The 23,981-nt window shown below is 35.9% G+C and carries 25 protein-coding genes; 6 read left to right on the top strand and 19 right to left on the bottom strand.

The window, feature by feature from the left end:
* Nucleotides 1-51 precede the first annotated feature (51 nt).
* The 8 genes from B5V89_RS12095 to B5V89_RS12065 form a co-directional block, all read right to left on the bottom strand.
* Nucleotides 52-825 (bottom strand): ABC transporter permease, encoded by a 774-nt coding sequence (locus B5V89_RS12095; RefSeq protein WP_066231256.1) that lies wholly within the window; start codon nt 823-825, stop codon nt 52-54.
* Nucleotides 803-1,786 (bottom strand): ABC transporter ATP-binding protein, encoded by a 984-nt coding sequence (locus B5V89_RS12090; protein WP_066231253.1) that lies wholly within the window; start codon nt 1,784-1,786, stop codon nt 803-805. Before B5V89_RS12090 ends, B5V89_RS12095 begins: the two co-directional genes overlap by 23 nt.
* 132 nt (nt 1,787-1,918) lie before the next feature.
* On the bottom strand, nt 1,919-2,068 hold the full coding sequence (locus tag B5V89_RS20615; protein WP_165797707.1) for an Lmo0850 family protein: 150 nt from the start codon (nt 2,066-2,068) through the stop codon (nt 1,919-1,921).
* A gap of 100 nt (nt 2,069-2,168) precedes the next feature.
* Nucleotides 2,169-3,671 (bottom strand): MDR family MFS transporter, encoded by a 1,503-nt coding sequence (locus B5V89_RS12085; RefSeq protein ID WP_066231248.1) that lies wholly within the window; start codon nt 3,669-3,671, stop codon nt 2,169-2,171.
* A gap of 17 nt (nt 3,672-3,688) precedes the next feature.
* The gene (locus tag B5V89_RS12080) at nt 3,689-4,393 is read right to left on the bottom strand and encodes a polymer-forming cytoskeletal protein (RefSeq protein WP_108072208.1); all 705 of its coding nucleotides are present in this window, start codon (nt 4,391-4,393) and stop codon (nt 3,689-3,691) included.
* 27 nt (nt 4,394-4,420) lie between these two features.
* Nucleotides 4,421-5,140 carry a bactofilin family protein gene (locus tag B5V89_RS12075; protein WP_108072206.1) on the bottom strand — a complete coding sequence of 240 codons (720 nt, stop codon included), beginning with the start codon at nt 5,138-5,140 and terminating at the stop codon, nt 4,421-4,423.
* A gap of 14 nt (nt 5,141-5,154) precedes the next feature.
* Nucleotides 5,155-5,778, bottom strand: coding sequence for a YhbD family protein (locus B5V89_RS12070; RefSeq protein ID WP_107920950.1), 624 nt, complete (start codon nt 5,776-5,778; stop codon nt 5,155-5,157).
* Nucleotides 5,779-6,235: 457 nt separating this feature from the next.
* Nucleotides 6,236-7,300: an NAD(P)H-dependent flavin oxidoreductase gene (locus tag B5V89_RS12065; protein ID WP_108072205.1), complete on the bottom strand. Its 1,065-nt coding sequence runs from the start codon at nt 7,298-7,300 to the stop codon at nt 6,236-6,238.
* Nucleotides 7,301-7,473: 173 nt separating this feature from the next.
* On the opposite strand from B5V89_RS12065, the gene B5V89_RS12060 reads away from it, so the two are divergent.
* The 5 genes from B5V89_RS12060 (at nt 7,474) to B5V89_RS12040 (ending at nt 15,454) form a co-directional block, all read left to right on the top strand.
* Complete coding sequence (locus B5V89_RS12060) at nt 7,474-8,133, top strand: hypothetical protein (RefSeq protein ID WP_108072203.1); 660 nt, start codon at nt 7,474-7,476, stop codon at nt 8,131-8,133.
* 17 nt (nt 8,134-8,150) lie between these two features.
* Nucleotides 8,151-9,377 (top strand): efflux RND transporter periplasmic adaptor subunit, encoded by a 1,227-nt coding sequence (locus tag B5V89_RS12055; RefSeq protein ID WP_108072201.1) that lies wholly within the window; start codon nt 8,151-8,153, stop codon nt 9,375-9,377.
* A gap of 98 nt (nt 9,378-9,475) precedes the next feature.
* Nucleotides 9,476-11,086, top strand: coding sequence for an alkaline phosphatase (locus tag B5V89_RS12050; RefSeq protein WP_108072199.1), 1,611 nt, complete (start codon nt 9,476-9,478; stop codon nt 11,084-11,086).
* Nucleotides 11,087-11,103: 17 nt separating this feature from the next.
* Nucleotides 11,104-12,669, top strand: a complete 1,566-nt coding sequence (locus B5V89_RS12045; protein ID WP_108072198.1) for an SWIM zinc finger family protein — start codon at nt 11,104-11,106, stop codon at nt 12,667-12,669.
* Nucleotides 12,662-15,454, top strand: coding sequence for a DEAD/DEAH box helicase (locus B5V89_RS12040; protein WP_108072196.1), 2,793 nt, complete (start codon nt 12,662-12,664; stop codon nt 15,452-15,454). The genes B5V89_RS12045 and B5V89_RS12040 overlap by 8 nt, the downstream gene beginning before the upstream one ends.
* A gap of 130 nt (nt 15,455-15,584) precedes the next feature.
* On the opposite strand, the gene B5V89_RS12035 is transcribed toward B5V89_RS12040, so the two are convergent.
* Nucleotides 15,585-15,764 (bottom strand): hypothetical protein, encoded by a 180-nt coding sequence (locus B5V89_RS12035; protein ID WP_108072195.1) that lies wholly within the window; start codon nt 15,762-15,764, stop codon nt 15,585-15,587.
* A 17-nt stretch (nt 15,765-15,781) separates the two neighbouring features.
* Nucleotides 15,782-16,132, bottom strand: a complete 351-nt coding sequence (locus tag B5V89_RS12030; protein ID WP_066231212.1) for a single-stranded DNA-binding protein — start codon at nt 16,130-16,132, stop codon at nt 15,782-15,784.
* Nucleotides 16,133-16,389: 257 nt separating this feature from the next.
* Between B5V89_RS12030 and B5V89_RS12025 the strand changes: the two genes are divergently transcribed.
* Nucleotides 16,390-16,827, top strand: a complete 438-nt coding sequence (locus B5V89_RS12025; RefSeq protein ID WP_066231210.1) for a YwpF-like family protein — start codon at nt 16,390-16,392, stop codon at nt 16,825-16,827.
* An 81-nt stretch (nt 16,828-16,908) separates the two neighbouring features.
* On the opposite strand, the gene B5V89_RS12020 is transcribed toward B5V89_RS12025, so the two are convergent.
* From B5V89_RS12020 to spoIID, 9 genes are all read right to left on the bottom strand, one after another.
* Entirely contained in the window at nt 16,909-17,187 is a 279-nt protein-coding gene (locus B5V89_RS12020) for a hypothetical protein (protein WP_066231264.1), read from the bottom strand.
* 120 nt (nt 17,188-17,307) lie between these two features.
* Complete coding sequence (fabZ, locus tag B5V89_RS12015) at nt 17,308-17,733, bottom strand: 3-hydroxyacyl-ACP dehydratase FabZ (RefSeq protein WP_066231207.1); 426 nt, start codon at nt 17,731-17,733, stop codon at nt 17,308-17,310.
* Between the two features lie 241 nt (nt 17,734-17,974).
* Nucleotides 17,975-18,241, bottom strand: coding sequence for a DNA-directed RNA polymerase subunit beta (locus tag B5V89_RS12010; RefSeq protein ID WP_107920943.1), 267 nt, complete (start codon nt 18,239-18,241; stop codon nt 17,975-17,977).
* A gap of 14 nt (nt 18,242-18,255) precedes the next feature.
* Nucleotides 18,256-19,089 (bottom strand): flagellar hook-basal body protein, encoded by an 834-nt coding sequence (locus B5V89_RS12005; protein WP_066231202.1) that lies wholly within the window; start codon nt 19,087-19,089, stop codon nt 18,256-18,258.
* Between the two features lie 28 nt (nt 19,090-19,117).
* Nucleotides 19,118-19,927: a flagellar hook-basal body protein gene (locus B5V89_RS12000; protein WP_066231199.1), complete on the bottom strand. Its 810-nt coding sequence runs from the start codon at nt 19,925-19,927 to the stop codon at nt 19,118-19,120.
* 42 nt (nt 19,928-19,969) lie between these two features.
* A complete protein-coding gene (gene mreB / locus B5V89_RS11995; protein ID WP_066231196.1) occupies nt 19,970-20,968 on the bottom strand; it encodes a rod shape-determining protein in 999 nt (332 codons plus the stop codon).
* Nucleotides 20,969-21,212: 244 nt separating this feature from the next.
* Nucleotides 21,213-21,476, bottom strand: coding sequence for a sporulation transcriptional regulator SpoIIID (gene spoIIID, locus B5V89_RS11990; RefSeq protein ID WP_066231193.1), 264 nt, complete (start codon nt 21,474-21,476; stop codon nt 21,213-21,215).
* A gap of 412 nt (nt 21,477-21,888) precedes the next feature.
* The gene (gene spoIIQ / locus B5V89_RS11985) at nt 21,889-22,707 is read right to left on the bottom strand and encodes a stage II sporulation protein SpoIIQ (RefSeq protein WP_066231190.1); all 819 of its coding nucleotides are present in this window, start codon (nt 22,705-22,707) and stop codon (nt 21,889-21,891) included.
* A gap of 115 nt (nt 22,708-22,822) precedes the next feature.
* Nucleotides 22,823-23,833, bottom strand: coding sequence for a stage II sporulation protein D (gene spoIID / locus B5V89_RS11980; protein ID WP_107920574.1), 1,011 nt, complete (start codon nt 23,831-23,833; stop codon nt 22,823-22,825).
* Between the last annotated feature and the right edge of the window lie 148 nt (nt 23,834-23,981).

Raw genomic sequence — 23,981 nt, 5'->3', positions numbered from 1 at the left:
TAACAGGAAAGCACTGCTTAGCAGTGCTTTTTTATATTTCTTAATACTATATTAGTGCTGTCCCAATACCCCTTTTATCATCGCTGTTTTTTCACAGCGTTTGAACACAACAACACCAAGAAAGAGGTACACTGCAGCGTTAGCAATTAGTGATGTATAATCAACAATTGAAAAATTCATTAAACTTGAGTGATGAATCATAATCCCCCTTGCCATATCTACCCCTTTCACAACCGGAAGAATCGTTAAATAAGGCATAGTTGAAAGCGGGGCAAAAGTTAGACCCATTAATATAAACTGAAAAATTTGAAGAAACGAACCAATTTGTTTAAAAATAATGGCCAAACCGGCAATCATAAAACTCACACCAACCATACTTATTAATGTAAAAATTAATATTGGAAGGATAGACAAAACATCTACATTTAGCCAAGTATTGGTTGTTATCATCGATAGGTATAAAAGAATGACAATCATAACAAGTTGAAGAATAGTAGATGAGATAATTCGGGCGAGTAAAATTTTCCATGCCCCCATTGGTGACATATACATTTGTTCTAGTGTACCTAGTTGCGCTTCATTCATAATGCTCCATCCAATCCCCTGCATCACCATCATAGCTAAAAACCAAAATAAATAATTCACAATCGTATTTTGTACATTCACTTCTACTGTGGACGGGTCACCAACAATTTGAATGCCAAAAAACAGAAACAAGAAAATCGCATAAAAAGTGATAAGTTCACTGATCGTGTTTGGTAAATATCTTTTTAAATAAATATACTCTCTCCGAAAGTTCGCCTTAAACAGATACAGCCACTTCATTTACCATTTCCCCCTTAACAATTTTCATAAAGACTTGCTCAAAGTCAATAATTGAACGATCTACCTTTTCAATGACGATATTTTTCTCTTTAAACATTTCAATGACTTTATAAAAATCATCGCTATGTTGAATGGTCACTGTCACGATTGATTGCCCGGAATCATTTGTGCCTTCTTGTACAATAAAGTGCTCCTTTATTTCTTCAAGAAATTGATGGGACAATGCAGTCCCCAGTGTAAAGGAGTATGCTTTTGTATCAAAAAGAGAAAGTAAGTTACTAACACTATCATCAGTAACAATTCTCCCCTCGTTTATAATTACGACTCGTTCACATATTTCTTGAACGACAGGCATGTCATGTGAGCTTAATAAAATGGTTTTATTATATTCTTTCGCTACTTCTTTTAGTAAATTTCTAATTTCATAGCTAATTTCCACATCTAGCCCTAGTGTTGGTTCATCTAGGAAAATAATCTCTGTATCAGCTAGGATCGCAATTGCAATTGACAGTTTTTGTTGCATTCCCCTCGATAACGAATTCACCAGTTCATTTGCCTTTTGTGTCAAATTTAGTCGTTCAAGTAGCTCATCGATTTTATTTGATATTTCCTTTTTCGACAATCCTCGATTTCCCGAGAAATATTCCATGTTTTCTCGCACCGTCATTCGCCAATATAGATTTCTATTACCTTCTAGCACTGCAGAAATATGTCGAAGGGCTTTAAGTCTATGTTTCACCATATCGATTCCATTTATCGTTACCGTTCCTTCGTTTGGAAGCAAAAGACCGCACATCATTTTAATTGTCGTTGTTTTCCCCGCACCGTTCGGACCAAGCAAACCGACAACTTCCCCTTTTTTCACTTGTAGAGATATCCCTTTTACTGCATCAATAATTTCATTGGATTTTCTTTTTTTATAACTCTTTTTTAATTGTTGAATATCAATTACATATTCCATACCCACACCCCTAATCGCAATATTCTGTATTTATAACACAATAATATCACCCATGGTTTTCCAACTCTAGAATAACTTTGTATTTAGCCAAAAAAATAAGCCCGATAAAATATCGGACTTATTTTATAATAACTAATGATGTAGTTTCGGATATTTTGGGATGTTTTTTACGTCTTCCAGCACTTTGAAGATTTCTAGTCGGGATTTTGTTTTTGAAAGTTTTACCCCAATTTCCGCAAAGTTAGTAATTACCTTCTTCAGTTTATCATGATCTCTTTTCAAGGAAGATCACCTCTTCGAATTTAACATCATATATTATTTTACCCTAAACTATCAATGATGTATATCAATTTCAAAAAATTTTAACATTTTGTTCGCCTTTTTATTTCGCTTTACTAAACACCATTTTTTCCTTACTCATTAAAAATATAAGTAAGAACGCTAATCCAGCGGGCACTAACCCCCACATAAAAGTATGAACGATGGATGAAGATAATGCAGTCGTTATTTTTCCTAAAATTTCAGTTGGAATGTGGGCACGTGCCTGTTCATTTAAAAGTGCATTTGGGTCGATGGCAGTTCCCTTTGGCATTGGGCCCATTTCTAAAAACGCACCATCCATTTTATTGGCAAATATATTCTTTTGAATCATACCAAAAATCGTAATCCCTATCGTCATTCCTAACGAACGAATAAAGTTGCTTGTTGATGTTGCCGATCCTCGTTGCTCCATCCCAAAATTATGGATAGCTGCCATTTGAAGTACCGAAAAGGAGAATCCAACGCCTAAACCAGTGATAATCATATAGATGGTAAGCATGAACCGTTTTGTTTCAGGTGTTATTGTCGTCAGTAAGAACAACCCAACGATAGTAATGACTCCTGAAATAAACATGATGTTTCGATAGCTTAATTTTGTCGTCAAAAATCCACCTAATTGTGCTGTTACAACTGATCCTAGCATCATCGGAAGTAAGATTAATCCCGAATTCGTAGCACTTCCTCCATATACACCTTGAACAAACATTGGTATAAATAAAGTAGCGGTCATAAATGCCGCTCCATAAAATAGTGCTACTAGTGTACTACCCGCAAATAGTCGCTGTTTAAACATAGGAAATGAAATAATAGGCTCTGAAACTCTTTTTTCTATCAAGATGAAAATAAAAGATAGAATAACAAAACCGGCAAAGAGACTGATGATTGTCGTTGAATCCCAATCATATTTTTTTCCGCCTAATTCTAAAGCAAACATAAGGCAAACGACAGCTCCAACTAGTGTAATAGCCCCCCACCAATCAATTTTTTGTTTCACATGCTGTTTTGATTCATGGTAGAACAATGTAACAAAGACAAGTGCAAGAATACCTAATGGTAGATTGATTAAAAACACCCAATGCCAACTGATATAATCAGTAATATAAGCGCCGATAAGCGGGCCAAAAATACTTGATAATCCAAAAACAGCTCCAAACAATCCGCCCATTTTTCCCCGATTTTCCGGAGGGAAAATATCAAACACAATCGTAAATGCTATCGGTACTAAGGCTCCTCCGCCAATCCCTTGAATGGCACGATAAATACTAAGTTGAGTAATGTTTCCTGCCGTTGCACAAAGAATGGAACCTATCATAAATAAAATTAATCCCATCATAAAAAATCTTTTCCTACCAAACATATCTGATAGTTTACCAAATATTGGCATCCCAGCCATCTCCGCTACCATATAAGCAGAAACTACCCATACAAAACTTTCTAGTCCGCCTAAATCTCCTACAATTGTACCCATCGCTGTAACTACGATGGTATTATCCATTGATGCCATTAGTATCCCCAGTAGTAAACCCGCGACAACAAATCCTATTTTACTTTTATTACCAATCATATATCCTTCCCCTTCACCTATATTTTTCTATTTTCTTTTACGTTCGAGTTTTTATGTTGCTTGAAGTTTTCCTTATATTCGACTATCTCGATATTGCATCCAGGTCCAATTTCTATATTATTTCCACGAACGATTTTTGCATCAGTATACTCTATATAAATTATGTCTCCCTCAATCAATTCAGTTGTCATTTTCCCAAAATGTTTGCTCATCCCAAGAAATGAAGGTTTTTTACGAATCGTAATTGATTCTCCGCCAATTTCATTTACTCTGCTTTCTCCGTATTTCATTCCAATGTTAATACTTCCCGCATTTAATAGTCCGCTAATTTGAAACCCGCCATCTAATTGAAAGGTTTCTGCTTCACAATTCCCGTTAACAGACAGACTTCCTTTGATCTCTACTTTTTCCCCATAAAGATTTCCATCAATTTCTCCATTGCCTCGAATTAAAATCTGATTTCCCGAGATATCACCATTGCTGTCCATCGTTCCATTGATTTTTACTACATTTGATTTCAGATTTTCTTTTATATCGACCGTTCCATAAATAATAAATGATTCGGCTTTTACGTTACCTAACAATTGGCTATTTCCATGCGTTTTGAATTCTTGACAGTCAATATCACCTGTTACTGTTCCATCGCCTTTTATTTTCACCTTTGCATAGTGACCACCGGAATAGCTTCCCGAACCAAATATATTTAAATTTCTTCGCTCCATTCTACTTTCCCCTCTTTCATAGTTGTACTACAGCTTAATGCACTCTTTCACAGTTGAGCCTTTATCTATAGAAGATTCTTCATAGTATTCAACTAAATCTATTTCACAATTGCTGCCAATCGTAACATTGTTACCTCGAACGATTTTTGCTCGGACACCTTCCAAATAGATATCATCGCCTTCAATAATGTCGGTTATCAAACGAGTGGGGAACAATGAACGTAAAAATTTAATGATTCCATACGGTTTTTGCCGAATTCTTATGGACTGTCCACCAATTTCCTTTGCTTTACATTCACCATATAAAGCTATATCAATTTCTTCAGCATTCAAAAGACCGCCAATAGTAAAAATACCTTCAGTAACAAATTCCTCGGTTTCACAATCTCCGCCAATCAATGCTTTCCCATTTATTTTCACTTTATCGCCTTTCACTGTTCCACCGATAGAACAATGACCGGAAATCCTAAGTGATTCATGTGAAGTATTTCCGCCTAATGAAGCGTGTCCATCAACCGTAATATCTCTTGCAACAATATTGCCATTGATTTTCCCCTTGCCATTTATTCGTACTTTCTCCGCTGTCACATTGCCATTTAAAGTTCCCATTCCATTGCAGTCATACATCTTGCATTCGATATCACCATCAATCGTACCTTTACCGTTTAAAACAACATCTTCAAATTGGCCACCATTTGATCTTCCAAAGCCATTAATCACTAAATCGTTTTTCCTATCCAACCCCATGGTCAATTCCTCCATTATGTCCATTTTGATTTCAATTCTTCCAAGCAACTAGCTAACGAAAGCCGAACGACAACTTTTGTCCCCTTCTCAAAGAAAAGTTCGTCACTATTTGATGCAAGAAAACAAGTTGACATTCCTAATTTTCGAATAAAAATCAGCTCTGCTGTTTTGGAATCTACTTTCCGATAATGCTCCTGTAGTACATGCAGAACCATTTTTCCTTCTTCCAGATTAATGTCTCCGGACTGAAGCATCTTTTCAAGAATATAAATCGTTAATGTTTGTTCAAAGGAAAACTCTGTTAATTGACCGATATTTTCAATAAAAAAGTCTATAATAGGTTTTGATGAGATGCTTCGTTTTAATATTTCTTCCTTACTTAGACTTACATTCGTTAATTCAGGAGAAAATACATCAGCTAATTCGTCTAAAGATAAGTTTTCCTTCATTAATTGAATCTTTTCAATTCTTTCCAATATCTTTACCTTAGGGAAAAATGTCTCTTGTCCTGTAAAAGTTGATTTTCGAATAAACCATTCTTCTGGTATTAAATTTTTTCGTTTCCATCTATACAATTGCCCATAGGAGATTCCTGTCAGGTCTAACAAGTCCTTTTTGGATATTAAATCTTGACTCATCACATAACGCCCCTTTCATGAAATTAATGTAACATAACACTGTTACGTTATGCAAATGTTTTTTTAAAACAATGGCTGTTTTCGCAAACTTTGTTGCTATTGATAAGTATGCAGGTGATTTCCGCTCCAGGGTGCTCGCTTTCCGCGGGGCAGGCGGTGAGCCTCCTCAACGCTTCGCGTTTGCGGGGTCTCACCTGTCCCGCTGATCCCGCAGGAGTCTCGCACCCTTCCGCTCCAATCAATCTTTTTTAACGGAACTTCAAGTTAAAACAATTGAGAAAAGAAATTCAATAAATCGCTGTATTAACAAATATGAAAACGCAGAGTGGATTGGAGCGAAAGGAATGGTCTATGTTCAAAAAACAACAAAATTTACACAAAGATCCTTTAGAAAAGAGCCTAAATAAAAAACAGCATGACATACATGTCACACTGTTTTCTTAACATTGTTTTATTCCTATATGGTCCCCTTGATTCGATTATATCCATCCACCAGTCCTTGGATTAACTCGCTTACTGTTTTATTTTTGCTTAATCTAGGGCTCTGTCCAGACCATAACGACATGAAGTTAGGATTGTTTTGTTCGCCCGCTGCTTTACGAATATCTTTTGTTAAAGAATTTTGAACGGGATAGCTCGGAATAACTCCTTCGTAAACACTCATCTCTTTAATAAAACGATTATTGATTCCCCTGGCATTCTTACCTGAAAAAGCTGAAGTTAATACTACTTCCTCTTCAGTTGCTTTGAGGATGGCAGCTTTATGCAACTCGTGTGCACCACTTTCTACACAAGTTAAAAAAGCCGTTCCCATTTGTACCCCTTGGGCTCCTAGACAGCGGGCAGCCATTATGCCCCTTTCATCCATTATTCCCCCTGCGGCAATGACAGGGATATTTACTTGGTCAACAATTTGAGGAATGAGAGATATTAATCCGATCATGCTACTTTCCGTTTTTCCAAGGAATGTTCCACGGTGTCCCCCCGCTTCGCTGCCTTGTGCGACAATTGCGTCCATTCCTGCTTTCTCTCCATATTGCGCTTCTTTAACTGTTGTTGCTGTTCCCATTAAAAAGATCTTTGCTTCTTTTAGCTGTTTCACAATTGGTTCCGCCGGTAATCCAAATGTAAAAGTACAGATTGGAATACCTTCTTCGCTGATGATCCTTACTTGCTCTTCGAATACACTGTTATTACTTATTGTTGGCATTTCCATTGGAAGATTTAATTCTTCACGATACTTTTGTAAATGAGTATTCATTTTCAAAATTTCCACTTCTTCTACTGCATTTTTCTCTGGTACGAACAAATTAATCCCAAACGGATTAGATGTAAGTGACTTAACCTCTCGAATGATCTTCCTCGTTTGCTCTGCATTCAAGTAACCCGCTCCAATCATTCCAAGTCCCCCGGCATTTGAAACAGCAGCGACCAGTTCTGGTGTCGTGATCCCGCCAGCCATCGGCGCCTGTATGATTGGATAGTCTATATGTAATGTTTTAATCCAGTTACTGTGAAACATTATAATCCTCCCTTTCGCTTCTTCTAATTATTGTACCAATGATCCTATTCGAATTTAAATACTATCCTTCGAGCTAATTCACCATAATATTACTTATTTTTTTGAAAGGTTGTAATATTTATGTAAAATAAGATAGAATAATGGTAGATATTTTGCCCGACGGAGGTTTATGCATGGTCTACCAATCTCGTATTTTTCACTTATTTAAACCGAAGACTACTTTCTTTCAACTAGGTAAAGCAGAAGTCATTTACGGACTCAAAATGAGACTGTTTTTAATGATTTTATTTAGTGCAGTTATTTTTACATTGGAAGGTTTATTGGGGATTGGATCCGCCTCCATCTCGAAAACTCTCACTCTTGATCCGAAAGGAGTATTCGAATGGCATAAAGCACTTTTCGTCATGGGAAAAACACTTTCAGGAATTATTTATTCCGTTTGTATATTGTACATCACTCCACTTGTATTTAGTGTATTTGCAGATGTATCTTATCGAAAACTCGTAGTGATACAAGTATTTGTATTATTCATCCTCTTAATTGAACATATGACCTATTTCCCTCTTGTATTATGGCTTAACTTGGACTGGTATTCTTCTCCGCTTTCTTTCGGAGTAATCGGCCAATACATTACAACCATTCCATTTCTAATAGCATTATTAGGCTGTCTATCAATCTTTAAGATTTGGGGAATATATATTCAATATAAAAGTTTATGCGCACTTTCTGAAAAAAATCGTATATCCTTGCTAATACTGGTGATTGTCGTCAACCTTATCTTCTGGGGCATCACAGCATTATTTACCGATATCGATTTTTATCGTTTATTTTAAAGTGGGGGTGAATCGTGATGAAAAAATGGTCCTTTTTATTAATAGCATTTGCCCTACTATTTATAGCGGTGAATGTGTATTTAATAGAAAAAAAGAACAATAAAATTGATCGTTTACAGTATGTTTCAAAATGGGAAACTGTAAAACAAAGCCATTTAATTGAATCATTTTCAAGCGATGGAGTTGTCGCACCATCCGAAACACATTATTTCTATGTAGACAAAAAAGCCGGATTTAATCAGTTTTTAGTAAAAGAAGGTGACACAGTCGAGACAGGGACCCCTTTATTTGATTATTCCACTTTAAATATTGAGAAACAAAAAGAGTTACTAGATACAGAAATTGATCGAATCGAACAAGAAATTGATAGTATTGATTCCCATCTGCAAAATCTGTCCTCTTTACTTTCAGATGCCGAAAAGGATGAAGCAACACAAGTGAAGACAGATAAAAAGGAGGAAGAATCAACTTCCATTCCTAAAACCGTATCATATTCAATTAAAATAGAGATTAATCAAAAAGAGCTAGAAAAGGAAAAACTTGAACATCAGCTAAAGCAATATGAAGAGCAAAAAGACAACTATGACAGTGAAGCTAGAAATCTAACGATTGTTAGTAACACTTCCGGAATTGTTAAAAATATTTCTTACAATTTAAAAAACCCTGTCCTTACAATTGTCTCAACATCACCTGTCATTCAAGGAACATTATCAGAGGAACAACTTTCCCAAGTGGAAAGCGGTATGAAAACAATCTCTACCTCCCCTTTATTTAAGGGGAAGATTACCGGTGTATTAGAGAAGATTTCCACTTCACCTAAAAACAAACCAAAAGTAGAAGAAAAGTCACTCTACCCTTATGAAATATCGTTGGATGATTTCGAACAAAAATTACATGAAGGTTATCATGTAAACACCGAAGTGATTACAAAGGAAATAAGTAATGCAATAGTCATTAATAAAGACAGTATGTTCATGCAAAAAAAGAAATATTATATTTGGGTTTTAGATAAAGGATTAATAGAAAAGAAGCCGATTACGCTTGGTTTTCAAATAAACGACAAGCAGCAGGTTAATAGCGGAACACAAATCGGGGAACTTTATATTAGTGAACCTGATTCGATTAAACAATCTGGCAGATTCATCACTCCACTTGATTTAGGAGATATTGATAAAAAATCAATTAAACAAGTGAAGTGGAAATCCGCACTCAAATATGTGACAATCGGGATCCTGCAAAAATAAGAAGAAAAAGTGCCAGCAAAGGCACTTTTTTTCATATGAAGAATATTTTTTCGTCAATCTCAAAACCTAAAGTATTAATAGGTTGAGGTGAGTTTATGATGAAAAAAGTTCTTATTATCATGCTATTTCTTTTTCAAACTTCATTATCCTCCATTCATGCAGATACTCAAAAGCCAAGAAACGTAATCTTTATGGTTATGGACGGAACAAATTCCGATGTCGTAACCCTTGCAAGATGGTATAAAGGGCGCCCACTTTCACTAGATAGCATCCTAGTAGGTGGTGTACAAACCTATTCATTACGGTCAGGAATCACTGATTCTGCCGCGGCCGCTACTGCAATGGCAGTAGGAAAAAAAACAAATGAAGATATGATTGGAATGATTCCCTTTTTAGACAAAAACCACGGTTTTGTAGCGAGGCCAACGGTTAATATACTAGAGGCAGCAAAAATGAAGGGGTTGGCCACCGGACTCATTTCTACCTCCCCTATTCAGCATGCAACACCCGCTGCCTTTTCTGCACATTCTGCATCTCGAAATGATTATGATGATATTGCCGAACAACAAGTTTACCAAGGAATCAATGTCGTATTAGGAGGAGGAAAAATAGCTCTCCTTCCAAAAAATCCAGATCTGAATCAACTTCCGCAACAACCAATAGGGATCGGTTCAATACTTCCGCAATATCGAAAAGACGGAGAAAACTTAATTCAGACAATAAAACAGAAAGGCTATCATTATATCGAATCGAAGGAACAATTAAAACATATATCAGGCACAAAAGTATGGGGCAGCTTTGCAAATGAAGATATTGCTTATGAAATTGATCGTCAAAAACTGGCACCTAACCAGCCTTCCCTGGCAGAGATGACGAAAAAGGCGATAGAACTCTTGGCGAAGCAGAAGCAAGGTTTCTTTTTATTTGTTGAAGGAAGCAAGATCGATTGGGCCGCGCATAAAAATGATCCTATCGGAATGATTAGTGAAGTTCTAGCTTTTGATGCAGCCGTTAAGGAAGCACTTCGTTTCGCCAAAAACGATAAAAATACATTACTAATTGCTGTAACAGATCACGGGAACAGTGGGTTAACAATGGGGAATGACGATACGAGACATTCCTATTTTAAAACACCTGTACAAAACTTCGTAAATCCACTTAAAAAGGCGAAATATTCACTGGCCGGCGCAATCTCTCAATTGAATACTGAACACACGAATATTAAACAGGTAGCTAAATCATATGGGTTAGATCCGTTATCCAAACAAGACTTTATTCGCTTAAAAAAAGCAAAAGATATTGAAGAAGAAATGGTCACTCAATTAGCTAAACGCGCCCATTTAGGATTTACAACAAGGGGACACACTGGTGAAGATGTCTTTTTATATGCTTATGGACCGAGTAAACCCGTTGGTCTCATAAATAATACAGAAATCCCGAAAATAATAGCAGAATTTTTAAATGTTCCCTCCTTTAATAAACTGAATCATTCCCTTTTTGTTAATGCGAACGAGTATTACAAAAACTTGGGGTATGAGACGAAAATTGACCTTACAACAAAGGAAAATCCGATTTTCATTGCAAAAAAAGGAGAAACAACGATAACCTACCCTGCAAATAAAAACATTAAAGTTTATAATGAAAATGTTGTAGAATTAAAAGGGATTACGATATTCAACGGAAGTAACTTTTGGATTAGTCTTGATTAGGGAGGATTGATCATCACATGAGCGAAGAGATAAAACAGTACGGAAAGCAAATGCAAGAATTATTAGACCCTGCTAGTGATATCCACCAAAAGCTTGTCCAAAAAGGATTATTACTATATCGACAACAACTTGTTTACAATAAAAAGATGTCATCGACAGAAATTACCGGTAAAGTACAGGATGTAACCCCCGTCCAAGTAACTTTGACGTTGGGAAATCCATCCACTAGTCATTGCAGCTGTCCCCAAGAAGGGATATGCCGTCACCAACTAGCGCTTTTCTTTTCTGCATATAGCGAAAATGGAAGTGTTTTTGAATGGATACAAGATTGGAAAAGGGAAGAATCGACGACAAGTATTTTAGCTCATATAAAAAGAGGCAGTGATCTATTGAAAGAAAAAACACCTGCCACTTTGGATGGAGTAGAGGCGTGGCTGGCGCGATTCCGGCATGCCTACCAAGGGATTGATCCGAGAAATGAATTTGTCCTCGAAGTGACCTGTAAAAATAAATACCGCAGTCTAATCGAATACGCTCCTGTTGAAAGAGAGTGGAAACCGCTTTATCAATTGTTTGCTGCATATGAATCGATGAAAATAGTGAATCAGTTATGCTCCGAATATCATATTCGGACGTTTAAACGATTTTTTGAATTTATGCTTGATGAGGTGGATGAAGCTTTAAAAATATTAACTGTATCAGCTGCACCGTTCGCATTTGATCCATTCTTAAGCTATCTACGTGAAAATAGCATATTCCTATTAAAAGAATCATCATATTATGAATACGAATTAATAGAGTTGTATCAGTTACTTTGGACTTTTTTATTTAAACAATCGATCTGGCGAAAATTAGAATACAATCGTTTATCCGATTTAGTAAAAATAGATAACCGTAAGCGCATTAAAATCGGGTTGATTCATCTCGCTATCATGTGCGGAGATGACGATACTGCAATCGAGGAAATTCAACAATATGGAGGTGAAATTGCCTCCTTCTCATCTTTTTGGCTAAAATACTTAAATGAACAAAAGCTGTACAATCGTCTCTATTTATATTTAAACACGATTGCTGCTTTCGTACCATCCTATTTAGAAAACGCTAGTGAATATGACCGTTACGCGTTCATTCGGTCATTTTTTCAGTTTATTAATGAGGGCGTTCTGGCGGAACAAAATCCGCTTTTATTAGAAAAAATATACATTCAAACATTGCCACATACCTTTTATCAGTATAGTGACTATTTATTTACAAAAGGGAGATTTAAAGAGTGGGTGGAACTCCAGCAATATAAAGGAATTGAGCTAGAGTTTATCGACCGTTCACGACTTGAAGCAATAGGAAAAAGCCGACCTCACTTACTTATGCCACTTTATCATGAAGCCATCGAACATTTGATTGCTGAACGAAATCGGGATTCTTATAAAAAGGCAGTAAGATATTTAAAAAAGCTCCGAACCCTTTATAAAAAACAAAAAACTTCTGATATATGGGAACGTTTTTTTGAAAGCTTATTACTCAAAACGAAACGATTACGTGCGTTTCATGAAGAATGTAAAAGGGGCAAATTGATACATGCTTAAAACCAGGTTATTACATGTAGTAATAGAAAAATGTGAAGATGGAATGTTCTTTATCCATACTACTGATGAAAATGGAACTCATGTGGATCCAACGGATTGGAAGCGCCAATTATTTATATGGCACCAAGAAAGTTTCTTTGGAACCTCTCTGTCTTTTGAAAAACATCATTCAATTGAAGGAGTGAAAGTAACTAGTTGGGAGCTATTAACCCTATTAGCCACAGAGGGTTTCAGTTCGATGATCCAGTGGGAATGGGATGAACTAGGACAAATATTCTTATCCACCGCCTATACAATGCATGAGGCTATAGTAAAAGGGGCTTTCTCTCCCCTTTTCGCACAAGATGAGCAGATGATCCAATGGCCACTCCCTTCACTCGTTATCGATGATTTCCATGATTCATTTTGGGAGCAAAAATACAATGATATGACCGTCAAATCAATCGTTGAAAATTGGTTTCAATCTGCCGTTGAACACTATTTTCAAACTAGACCTGAATTAATTGATAAAATTAATAGCTTAATGAGCTCCGGACTATCTGCAGAAAAGTTGACTTTGTATTTTGATGAAGTAAGCTTTCAAAAATGGTTAGGATTAAAAAATGATCGTCCATTCAAGATTGCGCTTCGGCTTTCGGAACCGGAGGAACATGAAGATAGTTGGAAACTGGAGACTGTACTACGTGACCGAAGTTTCCCGGATCGTTTATATTCAATGAACGATTCTCCTGCAAAATGGAAACCATTCATCGCTGAGGTACAAGAAGAACACCGAAGATGGGTGAAACTTTTCCCTTGGCTTAAAGGTGTTAACGGCTTGAACGATGAATTAGATGAAGATCAAGCATGGCTTTTTTTAACAGAAGCAAGTGAAAAACTCCACGTATTGGGAGTTGAGATATTATTGCCTTCATGGTGGATGGCAATGAAAGATGCTCAAATAGCAGTGAAAGCGAAAATGAAACAAACGAACACTAGTTACTCTCCCTCCTTTGTCGGCTTAAATGCCATGATTGATTTTGACTGGCGGTTATCGGTTAATGGGTCGGAGCTTTCAGAAGATGACTTTCAGCAGTTAATCGAAAGCCAAAGAAAATTAATTAAATTAAATGGCCAGTGGGTACGCTTTGATCCAAAAATGATCAAGCAGATTCAAGATTTAATGCAACGTGCAAAAAAGGAAGGGCTAACAGTACGAGACATCTTTGAACAAGAATTAATTACTGCAGATGAAGAAATAGATGAAGATTTTAATCCAAAAGCATTTGCCAAAATCCAAATTGAATTAAATCGATCAATTAAGAAATTAATCCAACAGCTTACCGATTTAGCAGATATTCCACAACTGTCCGTACCTAATAAGTTTCAAGGGCATTTACGTCCCTACCAAGTACAAGGGTTTAGTTGGTTAGCTTTTCTAAGAAAATTTCAGTTTGGCGCCATTCTTGCCGATGATATGGGTCTTGGAAAAACCATTCAGCTCATCACGTATTTATTACATGTAAAAAATACAATTGGGATTCATACCCCTTCCCTAATCATATGTCCAACTTCTGTTCTCGGCAATTGGCAAAAGGAATTCGAACGCTTTGCACCAAGTTTAAAAGTAGTCCTTCACTATGGGCCGAATCGCCCAAAAGGTGAACATTTTGATGAATCTCTAAAAGATGTCGATGTCATTCTTACCACGTATGGTATATCCCATCTAGATTTTGACGAGCTTTCTGGAATTCATTGGAGTACGATAGCAATTGACGAAGCGCAAAATATTAAAAACTCGGGGACGAAACAATCTCGCGCAATTAGAAAACTAAATGGGGAGCACAAAATTGCCTTGACAGGAACACCGATGGAAAACCGCTTATCTGAATTGTGGTCAATATTTGATTTCACAAATCACGGCTTTCTTGGAACGTTCTCGCAATTTCAAAAGAAATATATACTCCCAATCGAAAAGGACGGCACGGAAGGGAAAATACGAGAACTTCAATCACTTATTCGACCATTTTTATTAAGAAGAACGAAACAAGATCCTGAAGTTGAATTAAATTTACCAGATAAAATCGAAGAAAAAGAATACTGTCCATTAACAACCGAACAAGCTTCTCTTTACGAACAGCTTATCCGTGATACATTTGATCAAATTGAAACATTATCGAGCTTTGAGCGTAAAGGTCTTATTTTAAAAATGCTCAATCATTTAAAACAACTTTGTAATCATCCCGCTTTATATTTGAAAGAGGAAAGACCAAACAATGTAGTGAAACGATCTCATAAAATTGAAAAACTCATTGAATTGCTAACATCCGTACTTGATGCAAACGAAGGATGCTTAATTTTTACTCAATATATAGGAATGGGAAGAATTATTCAGGAAACATTGAATTCCCATTTTAATTTGGATGTACCATTTTTAAATGGGAGTATGCCTAAAGCGAAACGTGATGAATATGTGCAATCCTTTCAGAATGGGGAGTTTCCTATTTTTCTAATCTCTCTAAAAGCCGGGGGGACCGGATTAAACTTAACAGCAGCCAATCATGTCATTCATTTTGATCGCTGGTGGAACCCCGCTGTCGAAAATCAAGCGACTGACCGTGTCTATAGAATTGGTCAAAGTCGTTTTGTTCATGTTCATAAATTCATTACTACAGGCACTTTAGAAGAGAAAATTGATGCGATGCTCGAAAAGAAACAAGCATTAAATGATGAAATTATTCAAAGCGATAATTGGATTACTGAGCTTTCAAATATAGAGCTACAAGATTTACTAGCATTGTCCTAATAATGGATAGAATCAAAAAAAGCGACCAGCGTACGTAGCTGGTCGCAATTTTTTGAGGGAAAATGGGGATATGAAACTACTACTTTTATCTGATGAGGATTGTTTGGAGTAAAAAGATAAATGGTTGTTCTTATGAAACATGTTTTGTAGATAATGTGTGGTCATTTCGATGATTTTTCAGTAGTTGATTTTCTAGATGAGTGGTTTGTATAGAAAGATTAAATACTCTTTGATTGGCTCTTCCTAACATAAAAATAAGGTCTTCTACTAAGTTCTCTAATTTTTCTATTCTTTGTTTTAATTCTTCCATTATCTTGTCCCTTCTTTTTAAGTTGTATGGAGCACCCTATCTTCTGAAGGCTTTCCACCTAAAAATTTCACTGAATCGGCTACTACCTCAGTCACATACACCTTCTTCCCATCTTGATTTTCATAATTTCTCGTTTGAATTTTTCCAACGACGCCTAAAATTGAGCCCCTCGTACAATATTTTGCTGTATTTTCTGCAGCCTTATTCCAAAGTGTACATAGGACAAAATCGGCATCATATTGACCTGCACTATTCTTATAATGTCGATTAAGTGCAAGTGTGACATTTAGTACCGCTTTCCCTTCCAACGTATAACGAAGCTCCGGTTTTTTCGTTAACCTCCCAACTAAGGTCACTTGATTTAGCAAAAATATATCCTCTCCTTTCATTTTCTGTTATTATCATAACTTGATTTAGTCATATGGTAAAATTAGCAAAATAGTATTTTTTGTTCACTGAATTATTGAAAATGACAATTTGCGCAGGATGTATTCTATATTTAGAATTAATTTTCCATTTAAAAAACTTTTTTAAGCATTTTAATTTTTATTTTCATATGAGTGATGTATTTTCTTCATCCGGTGATAATGTGATATAATTTAACAAATATGGAGGAGGAGTTTAAATGAAAACCTTCAAAATTGTATCGTTACAAATTGTTGATGATGGAAATATGATGAATATTCCTTTAGAAGATGGGTTAATTATTAATAAAGAAGATGGGAAAGCAACCTGGCTAATAGAGGCGTACACCGATAAAAAATTTTATGATTATTTTCGTATCATACAGCAAAAAAATGATGATGTTAATGTCCAAGTAATCATCACACATGAAGGGAATGACCCTGCCCCATTTAGCACACATATACGTGGAATAAAGAAATTCGAAAAAAATATAAGCGTACTATTAGAAGGGCATTTAAATGTGAAACGAAGCAAATATGCGGAGCTATTACTAAATGAATTAGTCAATGATGGTTTTAGTGGAGATGAATTAGTACAGGAATTTTCAAACCGTATGAATAAAAAGAAGCGATTTGCGGTTCCGAAAAGTAAGCTATAAAGGGAACGGAATCCGCAATATACATTAGCGCCCTTTTCTTTTCTTTAGAGGAAATGAAAAAGGCGCTAGTAACAGATAAGTTTATTTATTTTTATCCTTATCTTTATTAGTATTCATATCTAAATCTGTATCTTCTTTATCAATTTTATTGTCTGTGTCATTCGTTTTATTGTCATGTAAATCGGTTTTATTATTATTTAGGTTGCTATTATCTAAGTTTTTATTTTTTACATCATTTTTGTCTACATCGTTTACACCTTTATTGTTGTTAGGTGGTGGTTTTTGATCATTGTTTGCACAGCCAAATAGCAGCATGGTTGCTAGCAGTGAACCCCCTGCTTTTTTCAATAATTTACCCATAATAATCACCTTTTTCATATTGTTTTTCAAGACCAAAGTGTCGGCCTGCCATTAATATTCCCTCACAATTTAAATGAATACAAAAAAAGAGATTTGTTTTCACAAATCTCTTTCAAAAAGTTATTTACCTAAAGCAAACATCATTTCTGTTTCGCAAACTAATTCACCGTTCACTGTTGCTACACCTTTTCCTTTACCGATCGGCCCTTTAAAACGAATCATTTCTACTTCAAGTCTTAATTGGTCACCGGGCTTTACTTGACGCTTAAAACGGCAGTTATCAATTCCGGTAAAAAAGGCTAGTCTTCCTCTGTTTTCTTCCTTTTTAAGCATGGCTACCGCACCAACTTGTGCTAGAGCCTCGACGATTAATACACCCGGCATGACTGGATATTCAGGAAAATGCCCATTAAAAAAGTCTTCATTGCCAGTGACGTTTTTTACTCCAACAGCACTTTTGCCTTCTTCTACTTCTAATATTTGATCAATAAGTAAAAAAGGGTAGCGGTGTGGAATAATCTCTTTAATTTGTTGAATATCTAACATTTCAAAAAAACCTCCATTTTCAAATAAGGCTCTGCTAAACTTACCTGTTGATTTCCGCTCCAGGCACTCGCTTTCCGCGGGCGGTTCGGGAGCCTCCTCGTCGCTTCGCGCCTGCGGGGTCTCCCGTATACCGTTTATCCCGCAGGAGTCTCGTGCCTTCCGCTCCAATCAACATAGTTGCAAATTCAACAATATGATTTAACATAGACTTCATTAAAAAAGAAAGGGCGTCTACCCTTTCTTATTTTTTATTTACTAAGTCAATTATATGGGTCCAGGTAGATTTTTTCAATGCGTCCATCGGTTTTCCATCTCCAATTACTCCATAACCTATGATTACACCGAGTATTAAACTAATGAACAAAGTAAAGATCACAATGATTACCCTTAACCAAATTGGAATTAAACGAACGCGTACTTTCCTTTTTTCTTTGGTAGATGCCTTTACTTTCTCTTCTTTTAGTTGTTCACGTGTCTTTGGATTGTGCTGGATTTCCTTTTCTGTCATTGATTTAACCCCTTTTAACGAATACCATTTATTAGACCCATCATTTGATCTGACATCGTAATAGCTTTCGATTGAAATTGATAGGAACGTTGTACATTAATCAAATCAGTCATTTCTTTTCCTGTGTCAACATTCGATGTCTCGAGCGAACCTCGTTTCATTGATATTTGATTTCTTAAAGGACCCGTCATCTCTGTTAAAACATCATTGATGTTTATGTTCGCTTTTGCAGGAATTCCTAGAAGATTTTCTCCTATTTGTTCAAGAAACTGAGGCTTTCTTACTGAGATCATACCTAAATTTGCTGTTTGTTGTTTGCCATTGGCTAAAGTAACGGTAATCTTTCCATTTTCTGAAATGGCATAATCCTTCGCATTTTTGTTAAAAATAATCATTTGATTTTTTTCATCCAGTACCGGGTAACCACTACTATTTACAAGAACTACTTCATTCGTTCCCATCGGTGATAACGAAAAGTTTCCGTCACGTGTATAACAAACTTCGTTTTTCCCATTTTTATTTGTCATTACTTTAAAGAATTGCTTTTCATTCGTTAAAGCTACATCTAACGGTCTACCTGTATCTTTAATGTTACCCTGAGTCAATACAAGCTGGGCTTGTGCCATTTTTGCACCTGTCCCTAAACGTAGCTTCTCAGGGGTTAGTCTACCGATTTCATCGTTTTTATTCGGTTGATTATTAAACGATTGGGCTAATAGGTCGGTAAAAGTAGCTTCCCTTTTTTTAAACCCATTTGTATCTGCATTTGCCATATTGTTACTAATAATATCAAGCTGTTTTTGCAGTTGATTCATTGTATTAGATGCGATTATCATTGATCTATTCACAATTCGATTCCCTCACATTAATTTTCTCTTAACCATTTACACGACCAATCTCATTTACCGCTCGTTCCATGCTTTTATCATACGCCTGAAGAACCTTTTGATTTGCCTCAAATGAACGATATGTTGAAAGCATGTCAGTCATTGTTTGAGAGATATCTACATTCGAACGTTCGAGAAATCCTTGCTGAAGACGATATTGATTATTGGCTGCATTGGGAAGCTCACGATTATTTTCAGTACGGTATAAACCGTCCCCTTCTTTCATTAATTTCTCGGGATTATTTGAATACACGATACCTAATTGAGCTCTCGTTCCATCGCCGGTTATCGTTCCATTACTACTAACCTCAAATTGATCACTGTTCAAACGAATCTTATTTTGCTGATTATCTAAAACATACAGACCATTCGCGGTTGTTAGGTATCCATTGGGGTCAATCGTAAAATTCCCATTACGGGTATATTTCGTTTCTCCCTTTTGATCCTGAACGGTAAAAAATGCACTGCTTTTGTTACCATTTAAATCGATAATAGCTAAATCCGTCTTTAAACCTGTTTCTTGCATATCGCCTTGCAGAAATTTAGGGATCGCTTCTTGTAAATAAACACCTGTATTAAGAGCACCAATGTTTTGAAATCTAGAATAAGAAATACTATTTTCTACAGGAATAGATTTCTTGTCAAGTCGTTGTAACAACATTTCAGGAAATGCTCTTATTGCTGATTGGTCACTTTTAAAACCTGGTGTATTTGAATTTGCCATATTATTTGTTAACAGGTCGGTTTTTCTTTGTTGTGCAATCATTCCTGATGCTGCTGTATAAAAGCCTCTTAACATTGTCTACACCTGCCATAATATATTGAATATCCGTAAAAATTATTAAAATCTTCTGCTTGCAATTTTATCCATGTTCTCAAGCATAATGCCCGTACCAATTGCTACCGAGTCCATTGGCTCCTCAGCCACTAATACAGGGACTTTTAACTCTTCAGCTAGTAATTGATCTATTCCGTGTAAAAGAGCGCCGCCGCCTGTTAAAATCACTCCACGATCGATGATATCAGCTGATAACTCCGGTGGGGTTTTCTCTAACACATTTTTAGCCGCTTGTACGATTACAGAAACCGATTCTCTTAACGCTAATTCAACTTCTTTTGAATTAACCGAAATTGTTCGTGGTAAACCGGTGACCATATCACGACCGCGAATTTCCATTTCCTCATTTCTAGAACCTGGGAATACTGTACCTATATTAATTTTAATATTTTCAGCTGTACGTTCTCCAATCAATAGCTTGTATTCTTTTTTTATGTATTGAAGGATCTCGGTATCGAATTTATCCCCAGCCATTTTAATTGATGCTGAAGTAACGATATCTCCCATAGAAAGAACAGCAACATCTGTTGTTCCACCACCAATGTCGACTACCATATTCCCGCTTGGCTGAAAGATATCCATTCCAGCTCCAATCGCAGCGACCTTTGGCTCTTCTTCCAAGTAAACCTTTTTACCGCCGCTTTTTTCAGCTGCTTCTCTAATTGCTTTTTGTTCTACACTCGTAATATTAGTAGGACAGCATATTAAGATCCGAGGTTTTGATAAGAATCCCTTTACATTTAATTTATTGATAAAATGTCTAAGCATCGTTTCCGTCACATCAAAGTCAGCAATAACCCCATCTTTCAATGGGCGAATCGCCACGATATTTCCTGGAGTTCTCCCAACCATACGACGGGCTTCTTCACCAACCGCCAATACTTTATTCACATTTTTATCAATGGCAACAACAGATGGCTCATTTAAAACAATCCCCTGTCCTTTTACATGTATCAATACATTCGCTGTTCCTAAGTCGATTCCAATATCCTTTGCAAACATTTAATATATACTCCTTCCGTCTTAAATCACGCATTTTAAAGGGCTATCTATGTAAAGTTTTTCTGTCCAAAAGTTTTTATTTCCCTAATTTAATATTCTAGCATATTTTTGTCGATTTTAGGAATGACTTGTCATAAAATATTTTTAAAAATATGGAAAAAATATGTGAAACTTTTCTTATATAAAATAGTCATTAATAAAATAAATTAAAGAAGCAATCTTATTTAGATTGCTCCCCACTCCTCTAATTACTTTGAAATTCTTCTTTTTTATATTTTTGTTTTGTTGCTTCACCACCACGAAGGTGTCGAATTGATTTATGATAATCTAATATTTCCTTTACTTCATTGGCAAGTTCCGGATTTATTTCTGGTAATCGTTCTGTAAGGTCTTTGTGGACAGTACTTTTGGACACGCCAAACTCTTTCGCAATTACGCGAACTGTTTTTCTCGTCTCCACGATATACTTTCCAATCTTGATAGTTCTCTCTTTGATGTAATCGTGCACACCACTCGCCCTCCCCAAATTGGATGTGAGAAGTGTGAAATGAGACTCGTTTATTTTCGACTGAAAATACTGTATTCCCCATATGATACTTTAAAACTTTGCTTTCATATGTGGCAGAAGGTGATTCAAACACCTTCTGTAGGTACTGAGACTAATCAAATATATAACTAAATCTATAGGATCTATGGTTAACGATTCCTCACCTCAAACACTCTCTTTGTTTTTGTCAAGTTTGTAACATTTTATTAGCTTGGGTTAAAATATATGCACAAAAACCGTAACAAGGACAAGGTTTATTACTAAAATTTCTGACGAATAAAAATACGACTTTTCACACGACAAAATCTTTAGGAAAATAATACAAAAACAAATAAAAAAGGACAGAATCTATTAAATTCTGCCCCTTTGGTTATTATCCTTGTGTATCTTCTTGATCGGTACCATTTGTAGTGTCTTCTTTATTATCCTGTTGTTTTGATTGATCACTTTCATCATTTGACTTTTCATTATTTTGATCAACCGCTTGTTCTTTTACAACTTCTTCAATAGAAGATGCTGGTTTATCGAAATAAGAAACAGGATTCACAGCTATATTGTCTTTTCTAATTTCAAAGTGAAGATGTGTTTTTGCTTTTTCGTTTAGTTGACTTGTACTTGCAGTAGCAATAACTTGTCCTTGTTTTACCTTATCTCCAACACTAACTTTATAGTCTTTAATGGATTGATATTGTGTAACAACACCATCTTCATGTTGGATTTCAATGACGTTTCCAAGTACAGAGTCATCTTCCACTTTTGAAACAGTACCACTTAATGCTGCAACAACTTCAAAGTCTTTTGCATCCTTCATGGTAATGTCAATTCCACGATTAGGTTGATACGTTGAACCATAAACAATCATTGCTGCCTCTTGCTTGTCTTCAGAAGCCTTTTCGTCATAGAATTCTTTGTCAATTTGGGCCTGTTCCGTATTTTTGACTGGCCATTTAAAGTTTTCTACAGATTTTCCTACTTCAACCGCGTCATTCTTGTTGCCGTTTTTACCTAGTTTATCCCCTTGCATACCAAATTCATTTTTTGCTGATTGATTACCTGATGATTGGTACCAAAAGATTGCTGAAATAATTAATGCAGCACTTGCTAGATAAATAGCAGGATAAACCCAACGTTTTTTTAAGAAGCTTTTTTTACCCTTTTTTTGAGAAGTTAGTTTCTTTTCTTCCTCTCTCATTTTCATCACCTCAGCAACCATTTTGAACACAAATGCGAAAATATATACATTTTTACGAAAATTTTTTTAATAAATAAAAAAATAGCTTGAAAATCACAAGCTATTGGGCTAAATATTATTTTTTTGCGGTTACTTTATCTAATAATTGCTTTGATTCACTAATCTCTATTCCTTGGTAATAATGTTGTACAATCTCCTTATAACTCTTTCCACTTCGAGCCATACCATTTGCTCCATATTGGCTCATCCCTACCCCGTGACCATATCCTCTCGTTGTCACGATAATTTTATTGCCTTTTCTAGCTAAGCTAAAGTCGGAGGATCGAAGACCTAATTTTTCACGCACCTCTCTTCCGGTAAATTTTTTTCCACCGATGATTACTGTTCCAATTCTTTTACCTTCTGTTAACGTAAAGTTTGTACTTACTTCTTTATTATCTCTTAAAGTCACGCCTAGTTTTTTCTCAACATCATTAACTACAAATTCTTGTTGGTATTGATATTTTGGGGACTTTTTATCCCACGGACTTTCCACACTTTTTAAATATGGAATCGCATTTGCCCAGTAATCCTGCGAATTCTCGGTATATCCATTACTTGTCGAAAAAAACGAGGCAAAGATCGGCTTTCCATCATACGTTAATATTTTTCCTTCTGTTGCTTTTACTGCTTTCGTAATTTTATTTATGTTCTTTTGATATTTTGAACCCCAATGTTTTTTTAATTCCTTTTTATTTTGAAACACCTGATCACTCACTGTATCGGTTACATTGGCTCCTTTAGGAATACCCTTATTCCCGCTTAATAGTTGCCTAACAATATATGTTCGTGCTGCTAATGCTTGTGCCTTGAGTGCTTCCTCTTCAAAGGTTGCAGGCATTTCTGAAGCAACTACCCCTACTACATACTCTTCTAATGGTACTTGTTCAACTTTTTGACTAGTATTTCTGAAAACAGCTATATCAATAGATGATTGTAATGTACTTGTATTTTTTTCTTTCATATTTTCATCAAGCTTTCCACTTGCCTTTTCTTTTGAAAAAGGCAGTACAAGGAGCGATGGAATGGCGAATGATACGGCGAGAATTAGGATACTGACAAGGACAATTGGCTTAATATGTTTCATGCTTGATGCCTCCATATTGGTAATTTATTTATTTTCCTCCTTTCATACATATGGGTTAGGACAAGCATTTATGACTGGAAAAGCTAAAACGCCTTGGTCAGCAATGAAATGTTATACTTTCTTAAAACATAAAAAAGGCAGAACTGAA

Source organism: Heyndrickxia sporothermodurans (genome assembly GCF_003055045.1).
Lineage (GTDB): Bacteria > Bacillota > Bacilli > Bacillales > Bacillaceae_C > Heyndrickxia > Heyndrickxia sporothermodurans.
The sequence above is the reverse complement of the archived record's forward strand: the minus strand, read 5'-3'. Positions and strand labels throughout refer to the sequence as shown.